Origin of the sequence: Streptomyces sp. CBMA152, assembly GCF_014596475.1 — a bacterium.
In the GTDB taxonomy this organism is placed as follows: Bacteria; Actinomycetota; Actinomycetes; order Streptomycetales; family Streptomycetaceae; genus Streptomyces.
Map to the genome: position 1 here is coordinate 55566 of NZ_MECJ01000022.1, position 16401 is coordinate 71966.

A 16401-nucleotide genomic window follows, 5' to 3' on the forward strand; every position below is an offset into this window, starting at 1 on the left:
CAGCACGGAATGCCAGACCGTCATGACCGGGGTGGGGACCCCCCTTTCGTAACCGGAAACCATCCGGACTGCCCGGGGGCGGGCAGTCCACCGGACGAGAGGGACAGAGACTCGTGAGCTCTTCTGTGCGCCCGGCGAGCCGGGAGCAAGATCTATTCATCGTGCCACCGGACGGTGCCACGAACAGCCCGTCGGACGGCCCGGCCGCCGACGGCGAGGCCACTCGAATACCGGCGAATTCCGCGCGCTACCGCGCGGTCTCGCCGAATCTCGCGATCGCGCCGCCGGTGAGCGTCGTGATCCCCGCCATGAACGAGGCGGAAAACCTCCCGTACGTCTTCAAGACACTTCCGGAGTGGATCCACGAAGTCGTCCTGGTCGACGGGAATTCCACCGACGACACCGTACGGGTGGCCCGCGAACTGTGGCCCGAGGTCAAGGTCGTCAAACAGGTCGGCAAGGGCAAGGGAGATGCCCTCATCAGCGGATTCGCCGCCTGCACCGGAGACATCATCGTGATGGTCGACGCGGACGGCTCGGCCGACGGCGAGGAGATCGTCAGCTATGTCTCCGCGCTGGTCGGCGGCGCCGACTTCGCCAAGGGCTCCCGCTTCGCCAACGGCGGCGGCACCGACGACATGACACCGATCCGCAAGCTCGGCAACTGGGCGCTGTGCTCCATCGTCAACCGCAAGTTCGGCGCCCGCTACACCGACCTCTGCTACGGCTACAACGCCTTCTGGAAGCACTGCCTCGACAAGATCGTCCTCGACTGCAGCGGCTTCGAGATAGAGACCCTGATCAACATCCGGATCGTCAAGGCCGGACTGCGGGTCCAGGAGGTGCCCAGCCATGAGTACAACCGGATCCATGGTGTCTCCAACCTGAGCGCCGTGCGCGACGGCATCCGGGTGCTCAAGGTGATCGTCAAGGAGAAGTCCGTGCCCCGGGCGCACCGCCGCCCGCAGATGATCGGCCTCAACGCACGCCGGGGAGAGCTGTCTTGACCGATCGTCACCGCCGCGAGTTCTCCGTGGTGATCTGCGTGTACACCGAGGACCGCTGGGAGGACATCCTCGCGGCGGTCTCCTCCGTGCGCCATCAGTCACTGCCGGCCCTGGAGACGCTGCTGGTCGTGGACCACAACCGGCCGCTGCTCGAACGGCTCGGCGAGGAGTTCAAGGAGTACGCGGCCGACGGGGAGGTGCGGGTGCTCGCCAACGCGGGCCCCCGTGGCCTCTCGGCCGGACGCAACACCGGAATCGCCGCCGCCCGGGGCGAGTTCGTGGCCTTCCTCGACGACGACGCCGTGGCCGAGCGCGACTGGCTGCGGTACTTCGCCTCGGGATACGACAACCCCCGGGTCATGGCGGTCGGCGGCCGCACCATGCCCGCCTGGTCCTCGGGCCGCCGCCCGGCCTGGTTCCCCGAGGAGTTCGACTGGGTGGTCGGCTGTACGTACCGGGGCCTGCCGCCCGGACGGGTGCGGGTCCGCAACGTCCTCGGCGGCAACGCCTCGTTCCGCCGCACCGCCTTCGACGCGGCCGGCGGATTCGCCACCGGCATCGGCCGCGACGGCGACAAACGGCCACTGGGCTGCGAGGAGACCGAACTCTGCATCCGCCTCGCCCGCGCGGTGCCCGACGCCGTGCTGTTGATCGACGACCGCGCGGTGATCCACCACCGCGTCCCGCCCACCCGCGAACACTTCGCCTACTTCCGCACCCGGACGTACGCCGAAGGCCTGTCCAAGGCCCTGGTATCCCGAAGTGTCGGCGCCGGAAAGGGACTTGAGTCGGAGCGCCGCTATACGACCCGCGTGCTTCCGGCCGGTGTCGTACGCGGGGTACGGGACGCGGCGCTGGGGCGGCCGGGCGGGGCGGGGCGCGCGGGCGCGATCGGGCGCGCGGGTGCGATCGTGGCGGGTGTCGCGGTGGCGACCTGCGGCTATCTGCTCGGCACACTCCGGGCCCGCCGGGGCGGGGCCGTGTTCGAGGTCGCGCCGATCGCTGCTGGCGGGGAGCCGGGCGGGGATGGCTCGGGTGGGGATCCGTCGGGCGGGGAGCTTTCGCCCGGGCAGCAGCCGGGCGGATCACCTTCGGACACGGAGGAGGGGGAGGCCGCGTGAGCGCGCCCGTACCGATCCTGATGTATCACGCGGTGGGCCACCGCCCGGCCAGGGCGGCCTACGGCCTCTCCGTCTCGCCGGACGCTTTCGCCGACCAGATGGCCCTGCTCGCCGACCGGGGCTTCACCCCCCTGACCACCGCCCAACTGGCCCACGCATGGCGCACGGCGGGAGCGCTCCCCCTGCGGCCCGTCCTGATCACCTTCGACGACGGATACGAGGGCGTGCACCGCCACGCGCTCCCCGTCCTCGCCAAACACGGCTTCGCCTCCACCCTCTTCGTCTCGACCGGCTGGCTGCGCGGCGCCCACGAGGAGAGCGGCGCTCTCGACACCATGCTCGACTGGGACCAGGTACGGGAACTGGCCGCCGCAGGCACAGAGATCGGCGGCCACAGCCACACCCACCCGCAACTGGACCAACTCCCCGACGACCAGCTCTGGTTCGAGACCCTGCGCTGCAAGGAGATCGTCGCCGAGGAGCTGGGCGCCTGCCCGGTCTCCTTCGCGTATCCGTACGGCTACTCCAGCCGCCGGGTACGCCGAACCGTCCGGGCAGCCGGCTTCACCCAGGCACTGGCGGTCGGCAACGCACTCGCCCGCCGTCACCAGGGCCCGTACGCCCTGGAGCGGGTGACCGTCCGGCGCGGTACCGACATCGACGAGTTCGCGCGACTCGTCGAGGGCCGCGCCATCGCCCGCACCTTCGCCCGGGACCGCGCGCTCACCAAGGGATACGCCCTGGTCCGCAGGGGACGGCAGGCCGGGCGCGCACTGGCCGGAAGGTGAGCGGTGACGGTGACCGAGACGACGGCCGTGACGACCACCGCGCGGCAGCGGCTACGCAGAGCGCAGGCCCGGCAGAAACGTGACGGCACGCCGCTCTTCCGCAACGCCTACGCGCTGATGGTCAACACCGGTATCAGCGCGGTCCTCGGCCTCGGCTTCTGGCTGGTGGCCGCGCGGTACTACTCGGCGGACGCGGTCGGGCAGGGCTCGGCGGCCATCGCGGCGATGAAGTTCCTCGCCGGGATCACCGCACTCACCCTGACCGGCGCCCTGGCCCGCTTCATCCCGGTCTCCGGCGCCGGAACCGGCCGACTGGTCTTCCGTACGTACGCGGCCAGCGCCGTCGTCGTCGCTCTCGCCGCCGTGGTCTTCCTCCTCACTCTGAACGTCTGGGGACCCTCCTACCGCTTCCTGCACGGGCCGCTGCACGGCCTCGGCTTCATCGCCTCCGTCATCGCCTGGGCGATCCTCACCCTTCAGGACGGGGTGCTGACCGGGCTGCGCAGCGCGTTCTGGGTCCCGATCGGCAACACCGTCTTCTCCACGGTGAAGCTCCTGCTCCTGATCGCCATCGCCGCCTCTCTGCCCACCACGGGCGTGTTCGTCTCCTGGGTCGCGGCCATCGCCGTCTCCGTACTGCCGCTGGGATGGCTGGTCTTCCGACGCCTCGTCCCCCGTCACATCGAGCTGACGGCATCATCGGCGCGCCCGCCCAGCTACCGCGAGCTCGGCCGGTTCCTGGCCGGCGACTACACGGGCTCGCTGTTCGCCCTGGCCGTCGTCTATCTCGTACCGGTGATCGTCGCCTCCCAGGTGAGCTCGTCGGACAACGCGTACTTCTACATCACCGCCACCATCGGCGGCACGGTCGAACTCCTCGCCATCAACATGGGCGCCTCCCTGACCGTCGAGGGCGCCCACGACCCGAGCCGCCTCGGCCGCAACGCGCGCGCCGCGCTGATCCGGATGACCAAGATCGTGGCGCCGATCTGTGCCACGCTCTTCGTCCTCGCGCCGCTGGTCCTGCGCGTCTTCGGCCAGGGTTACGCGGACCACGCCACGCCCCTGCTGCGCCTGCTGGTGACCGGAGCACTGCTGCGGGTGGTGATCGAGCTGCACTTCGCGGTCCTGCGCGCCCAGAGCCGCACCGCCGGACTCGCCTACCTCCAGGGCGCGTTGTGCGCCCTGGTACTCGGCTCGACCCTCGCTCTCCTCCCTCCGATGGGCCTGACGGGCGTCGGCATCGCCGAGGCGTCGAGTCTCGCCGTGATCGCGGCAGTGACGGCGCCGAGGCTTTACGGGGTGCTGCGGGGGTCGGCGGCGGATGTGGCGGGGGGTATGGCAGAGGGCGTGGCAGGGGCCGCTCGGCCGGACGCCGGCGAGCCGGATGCCGCTGGGCTCGGCAGGTGAGCGGCGCGCGGCCGAGTCATCAACGGCTGAGCCAGCGCACCTGGTAGGCGGTCATCGGGAACGACCGGCCGTCGACCCGCGCCTGAGTGGCATGGTCCCGCGTGTTGACGACGAGGACGGTCCTGTCGCTCGCCAGCACCCGCACGTCGGGTATGTCTTCGGCAGTCGAGTCGAGGGATGCGTACCGGGTGCCGGGCGGGAACTCCCGGGCGAACCGGGAGACCAGCCCGTACATCGGCAACGGGGTTCCCCCGTCGGGGAGTTGTGTGGCGCTCCACAGGCAGCCCGGGCACTGGGCGGTGGCCTGCTGCGGGCTCCAGTAGAACCCCGTGGTCGCCCCGCCCCGGACCATGGCGATCATCGCGGCGGCCTGTGCGGCGACCCGGCGGTCCTCGCCCCACCCGGAGTTCTCGGGCTCCACGTAGTACTCCGACCACCACAGCGGCAGCCCGCCCGACTCCTTGCGCAGCCAGCGGCCGACATCGGTGAACTTGTCGAGCGCGGTGAAGGGATCGGGCAGCATCTGATTGTCACGGGTGAACCCGGCACCGTCGACCGCCACGAAGTCGGCGCCCTTCTTGTGCTGGTTCCAGTACCGGAAGGCGTCGAGGACCCGCTGGTCGACCGAGCCCCAGGGCCCCTTGAGGTCGGAGGCGAACTGGTTGTCCTGCGGCCCGTAGCTGTCCATCACCAGATAGGGCCCGCCGACCTGGTTGGCCTTGTTGGCCTTCTTCACCTCGTCGTAGACGAGGTTGTAGAGCCGGGTGTACCCCTCGTAGTTCCACCGCTGGCTGCTGTCGTCGAAGAACCCCTTGAACTCGTTCCACACCACGAAGTGCCGTACGTCCGGATAGCGCTTGGCGACGGTCGCGGCGAGGTCGGCGAAGTCCTGGTAGTGGGTCGGAAGGGGCGCGGACTCGAAGGACTTGAGACTCCAGTCGGTGTTCTGCTCGCCCGGCTTGCCGCCCTTCATCCAGTCCGGTGCGCAGCAGAGCGTGATCACCGGCGTGGAACCGGTCGACCGGATGAACGCGATGCGCCGGTCGAGATCCCCGAAGTCGTACGTACCCGGCGACGGCTCCGGGTTGCCCGCGCCCCAGCCCATGATGGCCTGGTCCTGCGGCATGGGCTGCCCGGCGAGGAGCTTGCGGGCCCGCGCGACGGCGTCGGGCGATCCGCTGTCCGCGCTGTACTGCGTGTGCGTGAAGCCCCAGCCGAGCTCGGTGTCGCTGCGGGCGGGACCGGTGGGACCGCCGGAGGTGGCGCCGTCCTTGCCGTCGGCGGTATGGCCGTCGGACGAGCCGGTCGTGCCGCCGCTCACGGCGAGGACCAGCGTGAGCGCGGCCGCGACCAGGCCGAGCAGCACGATGGAAGCCCCCACATGACGACGCATCACGATCCAGCCTATCTACGAGAGTTGCCTTTCGAGTCTTTTTCCACCGAACACTGATGGAACGTCCCACGCCCCACCCCGGTTCCCGCTTCCATCGGCGGCGCGAGTCCAACGGGACAAAACACCGTGCGCGGAGGGGAATGTTGCCGGATCATGGGCGCCATGTCCGCGAACCCTGAAGCCACGCTGCCGATCCGGCTGAATGTGGACGACAGCGATTCCCCGTCCGATGTCGTCGACGCGTTGTTCCTCGGGCGATTCGCCACGGGCGAGCAGCCGTTCTCGCACAGTTCCTCCATAGACCGGGTCAAGAAGGGCGTCAGCCTGCTGCCCCCGGGCGCCAAGGTGCTGCGCGCGGCCCGGGACGACGACCGCAGCGCCACGCTCGCCGAGGGCGACGGCTGGACGCTGCTCGTCTCGCGCTGGAACCGGGGCGCGGACGTCACGGTGACCGCGACCAGCGAAGACCTCGCCGAACGCGTCCTGAAGCAGGCCACGGAAGGCGCCGAGGACGAACCGGCACCGGTGCCGGAGAACGTCACGATGGGCTTCTGGTACGTCTCCCCGCGCCGGGGCCCGCACCGCACCACCCGCCAGATCGCCGCCGGTACCTGGGACGAGGTGCGGCCCAACTACACGGCGCCGGTCGCCGAGGCGATGGACCGCCTGATGAAGGTGACCCCCGACGACATCGCGGGCCGCCTGCTCCTGCTCCACGGCCCGCCGGGCACCGGCAAGACCTCGGCCCTGCGCACCCTGGCCCGCTCCTGGCGCGACTGGTGCCAGGTGGACTGCGTCCTGGACCCGGAGCGCCTGTTCAACGACGTCGGGTATCTGATGGACATCGCGATCGGCGAGGACGACGGCACCGCGAAGGGCCGCTGGCGGCTGCTGTTGCTGGAGGACTGCGACGAGCTGATCCGGGGCGAGGCCAAGCACACGGCTGGCCAGGCGCTTTCCCGTCTGCTCAACCTGACGGACGGCCTGCTCGGCCAGGGCCGCAACGTCCTGGTCGGCGTCACCACCAACGAAGACCTCGAACGCCTCCACCCGGCCGTCGTCCGCCCCGGCCGCTGCCTGGCGCGTATCTCTGTAGGCCCCATGACCCGCCGCGAGGCCGTCACATGGCTGGGCACGGAGGAAGGCGTCGGCCGCGAGGGCGCGACCCTGGCCGAACTCTTCGCCCTCCGCCGCGGCTCCACACCCCCCAGCGTCCCGGACCCCCGGGAGGACGTGGACGCGGGGCTGTATTTGTAGTTCGCGGGCGGGTTGTCGACGTGAGGACAGCGCGCCCGGCGCCCATGCCCCCACCCACGCGGGGGCGGCTCAGTCGCCGTACGCCGCCCGTACCGCGTCCTCCACCGCCGCCAGCGCCGCGTCGCGGCTCAGTCCCAGCCGTCGTACCTCCTCCGTGTACGTCTGAGCGGCTGCCGCGGCCCGGCGTTCCGCCGCGTCGCCCGCCGCCGCGACGAACGTCCCGTTGCGGCCGCGCGTCTCGATCACCCCGTCCGCCTCCAGCGCGCGGTAGGCCTTGGCCACGGTGTTGGCGGCGATCCCGAGGTCCTCGGCGAGACCGCGCACCGTGGGCAGCTTGTATCCCACGGGCAGCACCCCCGCCCGCGCCCGCTCGGCGATCTGGGCCCGCAGCTGCTCGTACGGCGCGCTCGCGGCTTCCTGGTCAATGACGATCTTCAGGGTCACAGCCCGATTCTCCCCCTCCCCCGCGCCCGGCGAAAATGGGAGGCACCCGCCTCGCCGCGCGCGTAGCGTGCGACCACATGACCGTGATCGTCCGAGCTTTCCGGCCCGAGGACCCCCTCGACGCCGAATCCGTGGTCCGGATACGCCGTGCGGTGGCCCCGCATCTGGTGACGACCCCGCAAGCCGTCGCGTTCAACGTGGCCCGGGCCAACCCGGCGCAGCACTACCTCCTCCTGGTCGCCGAGGAGAACGCCACCGTCATCGGCACGGCCCGTACGGGCATCGTCTATGACAGCCCGCTCCCCGGACAGGCGTTCCTCTCGCTCCAGGTCCACCCCGACCACCGGGGCCGTGGCGCCGGCACCCTGCTCACCCGCAGCGCCGAGGAACACCTCGCGACCGCGGGCGCCACCACGGTGCATTCCAGCGTGGACGACGCACCGGTCCCCCGCGCCTTCGCCGAACACCGTGGCTACCGCCCCTCGCGGACCGCTCACTGGCAGCGCGTCGGCCTCGCCAACGGCACCCTCCCTCCTCGTCTCTCACCCGAGGACCTGCCCCCGGGCGTCGAACTGCGCACCGCCGCCTACTACATCGACGACCCTCGCCCTGTCTTCGAGGCCGACGCCGAGGTCACCGCCGATGAACCCGGCGATGTCGACGTCGACTTGACGGACTACGACGACTGGCTCGGCCACACCTGGAACCACCCCTGCCTGGACCGCGACCTCACCATGGTCGTGGTGGTCGACGGCAGGATCGCCGCCTTCACCGCCGCCCACACCGACGGCGCCACCCGCTATCTGTCCGGCATGACGGGCACCCTGCGGGAGTTCCGCGGTCGGGGCCTGGCGAAGCTCGCCAAGAACGAATCCCTGCACCGCGCCCGCGCCGCCGGCTACACCGATGCCTTCACCGCCAATGACGCGGAGAACGCCCCGATGCTGGCGATCAACAAATGGTTCGGCTACGAAATCTGCGCCACGGAGATACAGCATGTCCACGAACTCGATTGACCCCGGCACCCTCCTCTCGGTCACGCTGGTCAAGTCAGGCCGTACGAAGATCAGTTACCCGGCGTCGGTGGTGTCCGACGACGGCACCCGCCTGACGGTGCACGCGGCCTGGGCGGGAGACGGCGTCCGCGACTTCGGCTTCGTCCGGTTCGAGCCGGGCGACGTCTTCACCGAGCACTACTGGCGGGACCGGTGGTACGCGGTGAAGGAGGTACGGGCCGCCGACGCGTCGCTCAAGGGCTGGTACTGCGACATCGCCCGCCCCGCCGTGGTCCGCGACGGCGAAGTGGTCGCCGAGGACCTCGACCTGGATCTCTGGGTCTCCGCCGACGGCGCCACCGTGCTCCGCCTGGACGAGGACGAGTTCCTCGCGAGCGGCCTTGCCGCCCGCGACCCGGACGCGGCGTCCCGCGCCGAGGAGGCCCTGGACGAGCTCGAACTCCTGGCCAAACTGGGCAAGTTCACGGCGTTGCTCGACTGACAGCTGACCGCTTCCGGTCGGCTGACTGCTCCCGGTCAGCCGACCTCCGCCTCCCCGGCGACGGCGATCACCGCGTACCGCTCGTCGTCCACCTCACGCCCCCACAACCGGGCGTCCCCGGACAGCCGCTCGTACCGCACCTGTCCGCCCAGCGGTGCCAGCGCGTCCGTGAGCCGCCCGGCGGGTATGCCGACGGATCCCCAGACCCCCTCGACCAGGATCAGACGCCCGCCGGGCCGCAACATGGACCACCAGTGCCGCAGCGCCCCGGCCGGGTCGGGCAGCGCCCACACCACATGCCGGGCCAGCACCACGTCGAAGCTCCGCCCGTGCACCGGCGGCCGAGCCGCGTCGCCCGTCAGCACCTCGGCGCCGGTCCCGGCGAGCTTGGCGCGGGCGCGCTCGACCATCCTGGGCGAGAGGTCGACGGCGGTCACCCGGTGCCCGCGCCCGGCCGCGAGCAGCGAGAGGCTTCCGGTGCCGCACCCGAGGTCGAGGAGGTCCCCGGTGCTTTCCGGCAGCCACGCGGCCAGCCGCTCGGCCCAGGCCGCGCGCACGGCCGGATCGCGCAGCCCGTGGTCGGGTGCCTCGTCGAAGGTGTCCGCGGCTTGGTCCCAGTCGATGGGATCGCAGGCGTCGTTGGCGTCGTTGGCGCCGCCGGCAGGGGTCGCGTCGATGCGGTCGATGTTCATGCACCGATCGTGACACCCACCACTGACAGTCACCCCTGCCGACCGCCGGACGCGCGGTCCACCAAGGCCGGAGCACCCGGCTCCGGTTCCAGGCGGCCGACCCGCGCCACAAAGCTCACCGCGTGGTACCAACCGCAGAGCACCAGCAGATCGAGAAGCTGCTCATCGCCGAAGTGCCCGGTCAGCCGCGCCCACAGCACGTCGTCGACGTCGGCGGTGTCGCACAGCGAGTCCACGAGTTCGATGAGCAGCCGGTCACGTTCACCGGTCCAGCACGCGTCATCCGCCTCACCCCCGGCGAGGGAGGTCACCTGCTCTTCGTCGAGCCCGACGCGGTCCGCGAAGTGCGCGACATGGACGCCCCATTCGTACGCGCAGCCGCGCCGCACGCAGGTCCGCAGGATCACGATCTCCCGCTCGCGCCGCCCGACGCTCAGGCCGCGCCCCAGCATGTACGAGCCCCACTCCTGCATGGCATCGGCGAGCGGAATATTGCGTACGAGCGCGCGGAAGAGGCCGATGGGCTCGGGGCCCGGCATCATCCGGTGCAGCAGTGCGGCGGTTTCCGGCTCGTACGGCGGTTCAAGCGGTGTGATGCGGGCGGTCATTGCTCCTCCAGGCGCGCTGGCACAGCAGTGGCGAACAGACGCTTCTAATTCAGAAGCATCGATACACCCACGGTACTGTTTCTGGATCCGAAGCGCCAGAGAGGCGGGCGGTGAGCGGTGAGCAGTCAGCGACGAACGGCCAGTGCCAAGGAGGCAGCCATGACCACACCCATGCCGGGGCGCGAGGTTCGCGGCTCGACGACCGGGCGGCCACTGATGGCCGCGCTCGACCTGTTCGGCCGCCGGTGGATCCTGCGCATCCTGTGGGAGCTGCACGAAGCGGGCCCCCTGGGCTTCCGCCCGCTCCAGCAGCGGTGCGACGGAATGTCCTCCAGCGTGCTGCACCAGCGGCTCGCCGAGTTGCGGGAGGCCCGCCTCGTCGAGCAGGCCCCAGGGACCGACTACCGGCTCACGCCGCTCGGCCGCCAGGCCTGGGCCGCGCTCGCCGGACTGAGTCAGTGGTCGCAGACCTGGGCCGCCGAACTCGACGGCGAGGAGAGCACCTTGCGGTAGTGGAACCGGTCGTAGGGCCCTTCCACCCGCCGCTCCACCACCTCGTATCCGTATCGGGGATACATCCCCCGGTTCTCCCACATCTTGGCGTTGGTGTAGAGCCGTACCTCGGCGAGGCCCAACCGACGGGCGTGCTCCTCCACGTAGTGGAGGAGCCTCTTGCCGAGGCCCGAACCCTTGGCGTCCGGGTGCACGGCGATGGAGTCCAGGAAGAGATGGTCCGCCTCGGCGACCAGCACCAGGACACCGACAACCGGCTCACCCGTCACGAACACCAGCCCCGCCGCCACGTTCGCCGCATGATCGGCCTCCATGGGCGCGGGCACCAGCCCGATGCGCTCGATGTAGTGGTGGTAGGCCGCGTCGGTCACCGCCTTCACGCGCGCGACGTCGGCGGCGGTGGCGAGCCTGATGTCATCGAAGGCATCGTCATGACTGTCGTTGTTCATGAGGATCATGGCCCCACCGTACGGCCGGTGCGACAAGCCGTTGCGGCCCGTTCTTAATCGCCTCTCAGTGGCCCCTTAACGGCGCCATAAGGATCACCATCACCCGTCCCCAGCAGGCGATTTCGGGGTTTCGGACGGCTAGCGTGCTGCACGCCCACCCCCGTGGCACCACCCCCCCCGTGCAGCACCGAAGGAGAACGTCGATGACCTTCCCCAAGCTCTCCACCGCGTTCGAGCAGGGGGCACCCCGTCGTCGCAAGGCCGCCACCGTCGCCGCCCTTGCCGTGGCGCCGCTCGCGCTGACCGGGCTCGCGGCCGGTTCGGCGGCCGCCCATGGCTCGATGACGGACCCGGTCAGCCGGGTCTCCGCCTGCTACGCCGAGGGTCCGGAGAGCCCGCGTTCGGCCGCGTGCAAGGCGGCCGTCGCCGCCGGCGGCACTCAGGCCCTCTACGACTGGAACGCGGTCAACATAGCCAACGCGGCGGGCAAGTCGAAGCAGATCATCCCCGACGGCAAGCTCTGCAGCGCGGGCAACGACAAGTACAAGGGCCTGGACCTGGCGCGCGCGGACTGGCCGTCCACCAAGCTGACCGCCGGCCACCACACGTTCCGCTACAAGGGCACCGCACCCCACAAGGGCACGTTCGAGCTGTACCTCACCAAGGACGGCTACGACCCCGCCAAGCCGCTGAAGTGGTCGGACCTGGAGTCCACGCCCTTCGCCAAGGTGACGAACCCGGCGATGCGGAACGGCGATTACGTCTTCGACGGCACCCTCCCCGCCAAGTCCGGCCGCCATCTCATCTATTCGATCTGGCAGCGCTCGGACAGCCCCGAGGCCTTCTACACCTGCTCGGACGTGGTCTTCGGCAAGGACAACGGCGCCGGTACCGGATCCGCCCCGGCCCCGACCGCCTCCGCGCCGACCGAGCAGCAGGTCGAGGACGGCGCCGCCAAGTCGACCGTGGAGCACCACGGCCACGGGGACGACGACGCGAGGACGGGCGCCGGCGCGCCGGCCCGGCCGGCCTCCGAGAAGTCCGGCGACACGGCCCGCCCCGGCAACCAGCCGCAGCCGGACGGCGTGGCCGCCTCTCCCGCCGGGGCGGACTCGGGCAGGACCGAGAACCTCGCCGAGACGGGCGGGGACGGCTCCACCACGTATCTCGCGATCGGCGGCGCGGGCGCGCTGACCGCCGGTGCCGCAGTCCTCTTCGCCACCGTTCGCCGCAAGGCCGCCACGGGCAGCCGCCACAGCGGCTGATCCCGCGCGACAACAACGCGGCCCTCTCCCCTACTTACGAAGTAAGTGAGAGGGCCGCGTTGCGTTCAGAACGAACTCAGCCGATGACGGACGCGCAGGTCGTGGGCGTCGCGTGCGCGGGGTCGAGCGCGTTCCCCACTTCGTGGTAGGTGATGCGGTCGACCAGGCCCATCGCCACATGCTCGGAGAGGTCGAGGGCGCACTTGTCCTGGATGAGGACGTTGTTGACGTCGGGCCCGTTCAGGAACTGCGAGCGGTACGGGGTGACGACCTCGTCGAACTTGCTGGAGATGACGGTGTAGTGCACCCCGGGGACGGTGTCGCCGCCTTCGTTGAGCTTGGTCAGGAAGGGCGACCCGGCGACCTGGTCGGCGAGGCCGGGAGTGGTGGCCTTGAGCAGGTCACCGGCGCCGGGGAAGTAGGGCAGCAGCGCCGTGAGGCCGAGCAGGGTGGTGCCGTGGTTGTCGGGCGCGATGCCCACCAGGGTGTTCACCTTGGCGGCGCCACCCAGGAACTTCAGATACCAGCGCGGCATCATGCCGCCCTGGGAGTGACCCACCAGATCGGCCTTGGGGGCGCCGGTCGCGGCGAGCACTTTGTCTACGAAACCGTCGAGCTGTCCGGCCGATTTGTCGATCGGGCCGAGCCCGTTGAAGAGCGGCACGCCCGGGAGTTGTCCGTAGTCGAGCGAGAAGACGCAGTACCCGCGCTGGGCCAGGTACGGGGCGAGGGCCAGCCAGTTGTCGACGGAGTTCCCGAAGGTTCCATGGACCAGCACGACGGGGCGGGGGTGGGTGGCGGAGGGCTTGCACGAGTAGTCGTTCCAGCCGCTGCTGGGGGCGGACTGGGCGTGCGCGGCGGTGGCGGGAAGGGCGGTGACCGAGGCGGCGAGCAACACCGCGGCCAGCGGTCTGATCACACGTTTCCAGGGATGGCGGGGCTTCCAGGGCAGCATCGGGCGATCTCCTTGCGGCTCAAGGGGAGTTGCGATGACACGCATCCTGTGATCCGGACCACAAGTGCTGTTCGCCCGCCAAATTACGCACCAGTAGCCTGAGAGTGAAGTTACGCGTCAGTAAAAACTGTTGTGTCGGCACCCACGACCGCTACACGCGGCACCACCACAACCGCTGGTCACCACCGCAACCGCCCGCCGCACCCCGCCTCGCGGCTCGCAACCGTCCCTGATCAACCGCGATCAGCCGAGGCGGCCTCCGCGCGACTCCGATCGCCCCCGTCAGCCGAGAGCAGCTTGCACACCGCCGTGGCGAGCTCGGCCGCGAGCGCGTCGTCGACCGGAGCATGGCGGCTGAGCAGCCGGTACCACATCACGCCGAACGCGAAGTCGACCGCGAGGTCCAGCGAGGCTCCGCCGGTCTCGCTCAATTCGCCGCGCCGCACCCAGCGTTCGAGGATCCGACGCAGCACCTCCCGACGCGGGCCGATCACCGACTCCTGCAACCGCCGGGAGAGCTCGACGTCGCCCTGCGCGTCGGCCATCAGCCCGACGAGGGCCCGGCCGGTGACGCCCTGGGTCAACTGGAAGGTGTAGCGGAGCAGTTCCTCGACGTCGTGGCGGACGCTGCCGGTGTCGGGGAACAGCCGGTCCGGGGTGCGGTGCGGGAGCTCGACCAGGACTTCGAGCAGAACGTCCTGCTTGGTCGGCCACCAGCGGTAGACGGTCTGGCGCCCGACGCCGGCGACGTCGGCGATCCCCTTCATCGTCAGTTCCTGGTAGCCGTCGCGCTGACACAGCTCCAGCGCGGCGTCCAGCACGGCGCGCCGGGCGGTCTCGCTGCGGGGCCGCCCGCGGGGCGCAGACCCCTCGCCCGCCTTCTTCGAGGAATTTTCCGGATTCTCCATGAGGCCACTTTACAAGACACCGTGCACCGGAATACTCTTTACGAGACACGGAGCACCGGAAATCATTCGAAGCGTGGAAGGCACGTCATGAACGAGCGAGTTGTGATCATCGGCGGCACGTCCGGCATCGGCCTGGCCACCGCCCGGCGCCAGCTCAGCGAGGGCCGGGACGTGGTCGTCACCGGCCGCTCCCCCGAGCGGCTGCAGGCCGCGCTGGCCGAGCTGAGTGCCCTGGAGGGGGCGGTGGGCACGGCGACCGGCGAGGTCGTGGACGCCCGGGACGAGGCGGCGACCCTGCGGTTCTTCACCGGCCTGGGGCGGGCCAACCACGTGGTCGTGGCCGCCACGGGTTCCACCGCGGCGGGACCGTTCCGGTCGGTGACGACGGATGCCTTGCGCGAGGCGTCCGAGGGCAAGCTCATAGCGCACGCCCTCACGGCCCGGGCCGCCCTTGAGGTCCTCTCCCCCGGCGGGTCCCTCACCTTCCTGACGGCCGCGTCGGCGGGCGCCGCGATGCCCGGCACGGCGGGTCTCGCGGCGGTCAACGCCTCGGTGGCGGCGATGGTTCCCGTCCTCGCGGTCGAGCTGGGCCCGGTCCGGGTCAACGCGGTCTCGCCGGGCATCGTGGACACGCCGTGGTGGGACTGGATGGACGCGGACACCAAGGCCGAGACCTTTGCCTCGTACGCCAAGTCCACCCCGGCCGGCCGCTGCGGCGCCCCCGAGGACATCGCGGACGCGATCGCGTTCCTCATAGGCAACAGCTTCACCACGGGTGTGGTCCTCACCGTGGACGGCGGCGCACGACTCTCGTCCGGCGCGTAGGGCGTAGTACCGAGGGGGGAACGGGGTGAGGTCGGGGCGCGGATCAGGCGGCGTCGGCCAGCCCCGGCTCGGCAACCGCGTCGGGCTTGGCCACCACGCCCGATTCGGCCCGCGTGCTTGGCTCAGCCACCGCGTCGAGCTCAGCCACCGCCCCCGCCACCTCACCCGGCTCGGCCACGGCAATCACGCCCGGCTCCGCCAGCGCCCCCGGGACGACCGCGTTCTGGCCGAACTTGGCTCGGGCTCGGTCGGCCACCGCCTCGATACGCCGCACTCGGTCGTCCGTCGGGTCGAACGTCAGCTGGCGGGAGGCGCGGCGGGCGGGCATCAAGCCCTCGGCCCGCAGGGAGATGCCCCGGACGCGGGCGCGCTGGAGGCCGAGCGAGTCGTGGATCGCGTACGCCAGCGCGGTGAGCGCGGGCGAGTGGGCCGTGGGCTCACGCAGGGTGCGGCCGCGTGTGGTGCTGGACCGGTCGGCGTACCGCACGGTCAGGGTCAGGGAGCAACACACCTGCCCGTCCCGGCGCATCCGGACGCCCAGTTCCTCGGTGAGGGAGAGCAGCGCACGGCGTCGGCGCTCCGGGTCCACCTCGTCGCGGGGGAAGTAGCGTTCGGCACCGAGAGCGGGGGCGCCTCCCGGTGACAGCCAGGGGTGCGCGGCGGTGCTGGGCACGACAGTTTTGCGGTCGACGCCCAGGGCCCGCTCGTGGAGCTCGCGCCCGGCCCGCGCGCCCACGATCCGCTGCAGGGTGGCGAGCGGCGCGGCGGCGACCTTGCCGACCGAGTCGAGCCCGTACGAGCACAAGGTGCGGGCGGTCGCGGGGCCGACGCCGTCCAGCGCGACGACGGGCTTCTCCGCGAGGAACTCCGTCACCTCGTCCGGGGACAGCACCAGGGTCGTGCCCGGCCGGGCGGCCCGGGCGGCCATCCTGGCCAGCATGGGGTTGGGCCCGGCGCCGATGGTGCAGCCCACTCCGCAGTGCGCGAGCGCCCTGACCCGTAGGACGGAGGCGAGCTGGGCCGCGTTCCATCCGAAGTACCGCTCGGCGCCCCGCACATCGACGAGCGCGGAATCCGGCGGGAGGGCCTGAACGGCGGGGGTGAGGCCGCCGAGCAGCCCGAGCAGCGCGGGAAGCACGGCCTCGACCCCGCTGCCGCCCGCACCCGTGGCACCACCACGGGCCCCCGCGTCCCTGACTACCCCGACACCTCTGACAGACCCGGCACCACTAACCGACCCCGCACCCCTGACAGTCCCGACAGACCTGA

At 71.0% G+C, this 16401-nt stretch carries 17 protein-coding genes and 1 pseudogene; 10 read left to right on the forward strand and 8 right to left on the reverse strand.

Annotated features, from left to right (window positions below; all coding sequences use genetic code 11):
* Positions 1–227: 227 nt before the first annotated feature.
* The 4 genes and pseudogenes from BG418_RS19360 to BG418_RS19375 form a co-directional block, all read left to right on the forward strand.
* Positions 228–1007 carry a glycosyltransferase family 2 protein gene (locus tag BG418_RS19360; RefSeq protein WP_188275252.1) on the forward strand — a complete coding sequence of 260 codons (780 nt, stop codon included), beginning with the start codon at positions 228–230 and terminating at the stop codon, positions 1005–1007.
* A complete protein-coding gene (locus BG418_RS19365) occupies positions 1004–2128 on the forward strand; it encodes a glycosyltransferase family 2 protein (protein WP_223185118.1) in 1125 nt (374 codons plus the stop codon). The genes BG418_RS19360 and BG418_RS19365 overlap by 4 nt, the downstream gene beginning before the upstream one ends.
* Before the next feature lie 20 nt (positions 2129–2148).
* Positions 2149–2916, forward strand: a complete 768-nt coding sequence (locus BG418_RS19370) for a polysaccharide deacetylase family protein (RefSeq protein WP_188275254.1) — start codon at positions 2149–2151, stop codon at positions 2914–2916.
* A 117-nt stretch (positions 2917–3033) separates the two neighbouring features.
* A pseudogene (locus BG418_RS19375) lies at positions 3034–4314 on the forward strand (lipopolysaccharide biosynthesis protein); the annotation flags it as partial.
* A 31-nt stretch (positions 4315–4345) separates the two neighbouring features.
* On the opposite strand, the gene BG418_RS19380 reads toward BG418_RS19375, so the two are convergent.
* Positions 4346–5719, reverse strand: a complete 1374-nt coding sequence (locus tag BG418_RS19380; protein ID WP_188275176.1) for a xylan 1,4-beta-xylosidase — start codon at positions 5717–5719, stop codon at positions 4346–4348.
* 153 nt (positions 5720–5872) lie between these two features.
* Here BG418_RS19380 and BG418_RS19385 point away from each other — a divergent pair, with 153 nt between their 5' ends.
* On the forward strand, positions 5873–6976 hold the full coding sequence (locus BG418_RS19385) for a DUF5925 domain-containing protein (RefSeq protein ID WP_188275177.1): 1104 nt from the start codon (positions 5873–5875) through the stop codon (positions 6974–6976).
* A 69-nt stretch (positions 6977–7045) separates the two neighbouring features.
* On the opposite strand, the gene BG418_RS19390 is transcribed toward BG418_RS19385, so the two are convergent.
* A complete protein-coding gene (locus tag BG418_RS19390; protein WP_188275178.1) occupies positions 7046–7420 on the reverse strand; it encodes a GntR family transcriptional regulator in 375 nt (124 codons plus the stop codon).
* 77 nt (positions 7421–7497) lie between these two features.
* On the opposite strand from BG418_RS19390, the gene BG418_RS19395 reads away from it, so the two are divergent.
* Both BG418_RS19395 and BG418_RS19400 read left to right on the forward strand, forming a co-directional pair.
* The gene (locus BG418_RS19395; RefSeq protein ID WP_188275179.1) at positions 7498–8436 is read left to right on the forward strand and encodes a GNAT family N-acetyltransferase; all 939 of its coding nucleotides are present in this window, start codon (positions 7498–7500) and stop codon (positions 8434–8436) included.
* Positions 8417–8917, forward strand: a complete 501-nt coding sequence (locus tag BG418_RS19400; protein WP_188275180.1) for a DUF402 domain-containing protein — start codon at positions 8417–8419, stop codon at positions 8915–8917. The genes BG418_RS19395 and BG418_RS19400 overlap by 20 nt, the downstream gene beginning before the upstream one ends.
* Positions 8918–8952: 35 nt before the next feature.
* Here BG418_RS19400 and BG418_RS19405 read toward each other — a convergent pair whose 3' ends face one another.
* A complete protein-coding gene (locus BG418_RS19405; RefSeq protein WP_188275181.1) occupies positions 8953–9609 on the reverse strand; it encodes a bifunctional 2-polyprenyl-6-hydroxyphenol methylase/3-demethylubiquinol 3-O-methyltransferase UbiG in 657 nt (218 codons plus the stop codon).
* Between the two features lie 29 nt (positions 9610–9638).
* On the reverse strand, positions 9639–10217 hold the full coding sequence (locus BG418_RS19410) for a carboxymuconolactone decarboxylase family protein (RefSeq protein WP_188275182.1): 579 nt from the start codon (positions 10215–10217) through the stop codon (positions 9639–9641).
* Between the two features lie 159 nt (positions 10218–10376).
* Between BG418_RS19410 and BG418_RS19415 the strand changes: the two genes are divergently transcribed.
* Entirely contained in the window at positions 10377–10730 is a 354-nt protein-coding gene (locus BG418_RS19415; protein WP_188275183.1) for a helix-turn-helix domain-containing protein, read from the forward strand.
* Here the strand turns inward: BG418_RS19415 and BG418_RS19420 are convergent.
* Positions 10673–11188: a GNAT family N-acetyltransferase gene (locus tag BG418_RS19420; RefSeq protein WP_398999424.1), complete on the reverse strand. Its 516-nt coding sequence runs from the start codon at positions 11186–11188 to the stop codon at positions 10673–10675. The genes BG418_RS19415 and BG418_RS19420 overlap by 58 nt on opposite strands.
* 194 nt (positions 11189–11382) lie before the next feature.
* Here BG418_RS19420 and BG418_RS19425 point away from each other — a divergent pair, with 194 nt between their 5' ends.
* Entirely contained in the window at positions 11383–12444 is a 1062-nt protein-coding gene (locus BG418_RS19425; RefSeq protein ID WP_188275184.1) for a lytic polysaccharide monooxygenase, read from the forward strand.
* A gap of 76 nt (positions 12445–12520) precedes the next feature.
* Here the strand turns inward: BG418_RS19425 and BG418_RS19430 are convergent, their stop codons facing one another.
* Positions 12521–13399 (reverse strand): triacylglycerol lipase, encoded by an 879-nt coding sequence (locus BG418_RS19430; protein ID WP_188275185.1) that lies wholly within the window; start codon positions 13397–13399, stop codon positions 12521–12523.
* Between the two features lie 233 nt (positions 13400–13632).
* Positions 13633–14307, reverse strand: a complete 675-nt coding sequence (locus BG418_RS19435) for a TetR/AcrR family transcriptional regulator (protein ID WP_188275186.1) — start codon at positions 14305–14307, stop codon at positions 13633–13635.
* A gap of 87 nt (positions 14308–14394) precedes the next feature.
* Between BG418_RS19435 and BG418_RS19440 the strand changes: the two genes are divergently transcribed.
* On the forward strand, positions 14395–15132 hold the full coding sequence (locus BG418_RS19440; RefSeq protein ID WP_188275187.1) for an SDR family oxidoreductase: 738 nt from the start codon (positions 14395–14397) through the stop codon (positions 15130–15132).
* A gap of 43 nt (positions 15133–15175) precedes the next feature.
* On the opposite strand, the gene BG418_RS19445 is transcribed toward BG418_RS19440, so the two are convergent.
* Positions 15176–16270, reverse strand: a complete 1095-nt coding sequence (locus BG418_RS19445) for a hypothetical protein (RefSeq protein WP_317453697.1) — start codon at positions 16268–16270, stop codon at positions 15176–15178.
* Positions 16271–16401 lie beyond the last annotated feature (131 nt).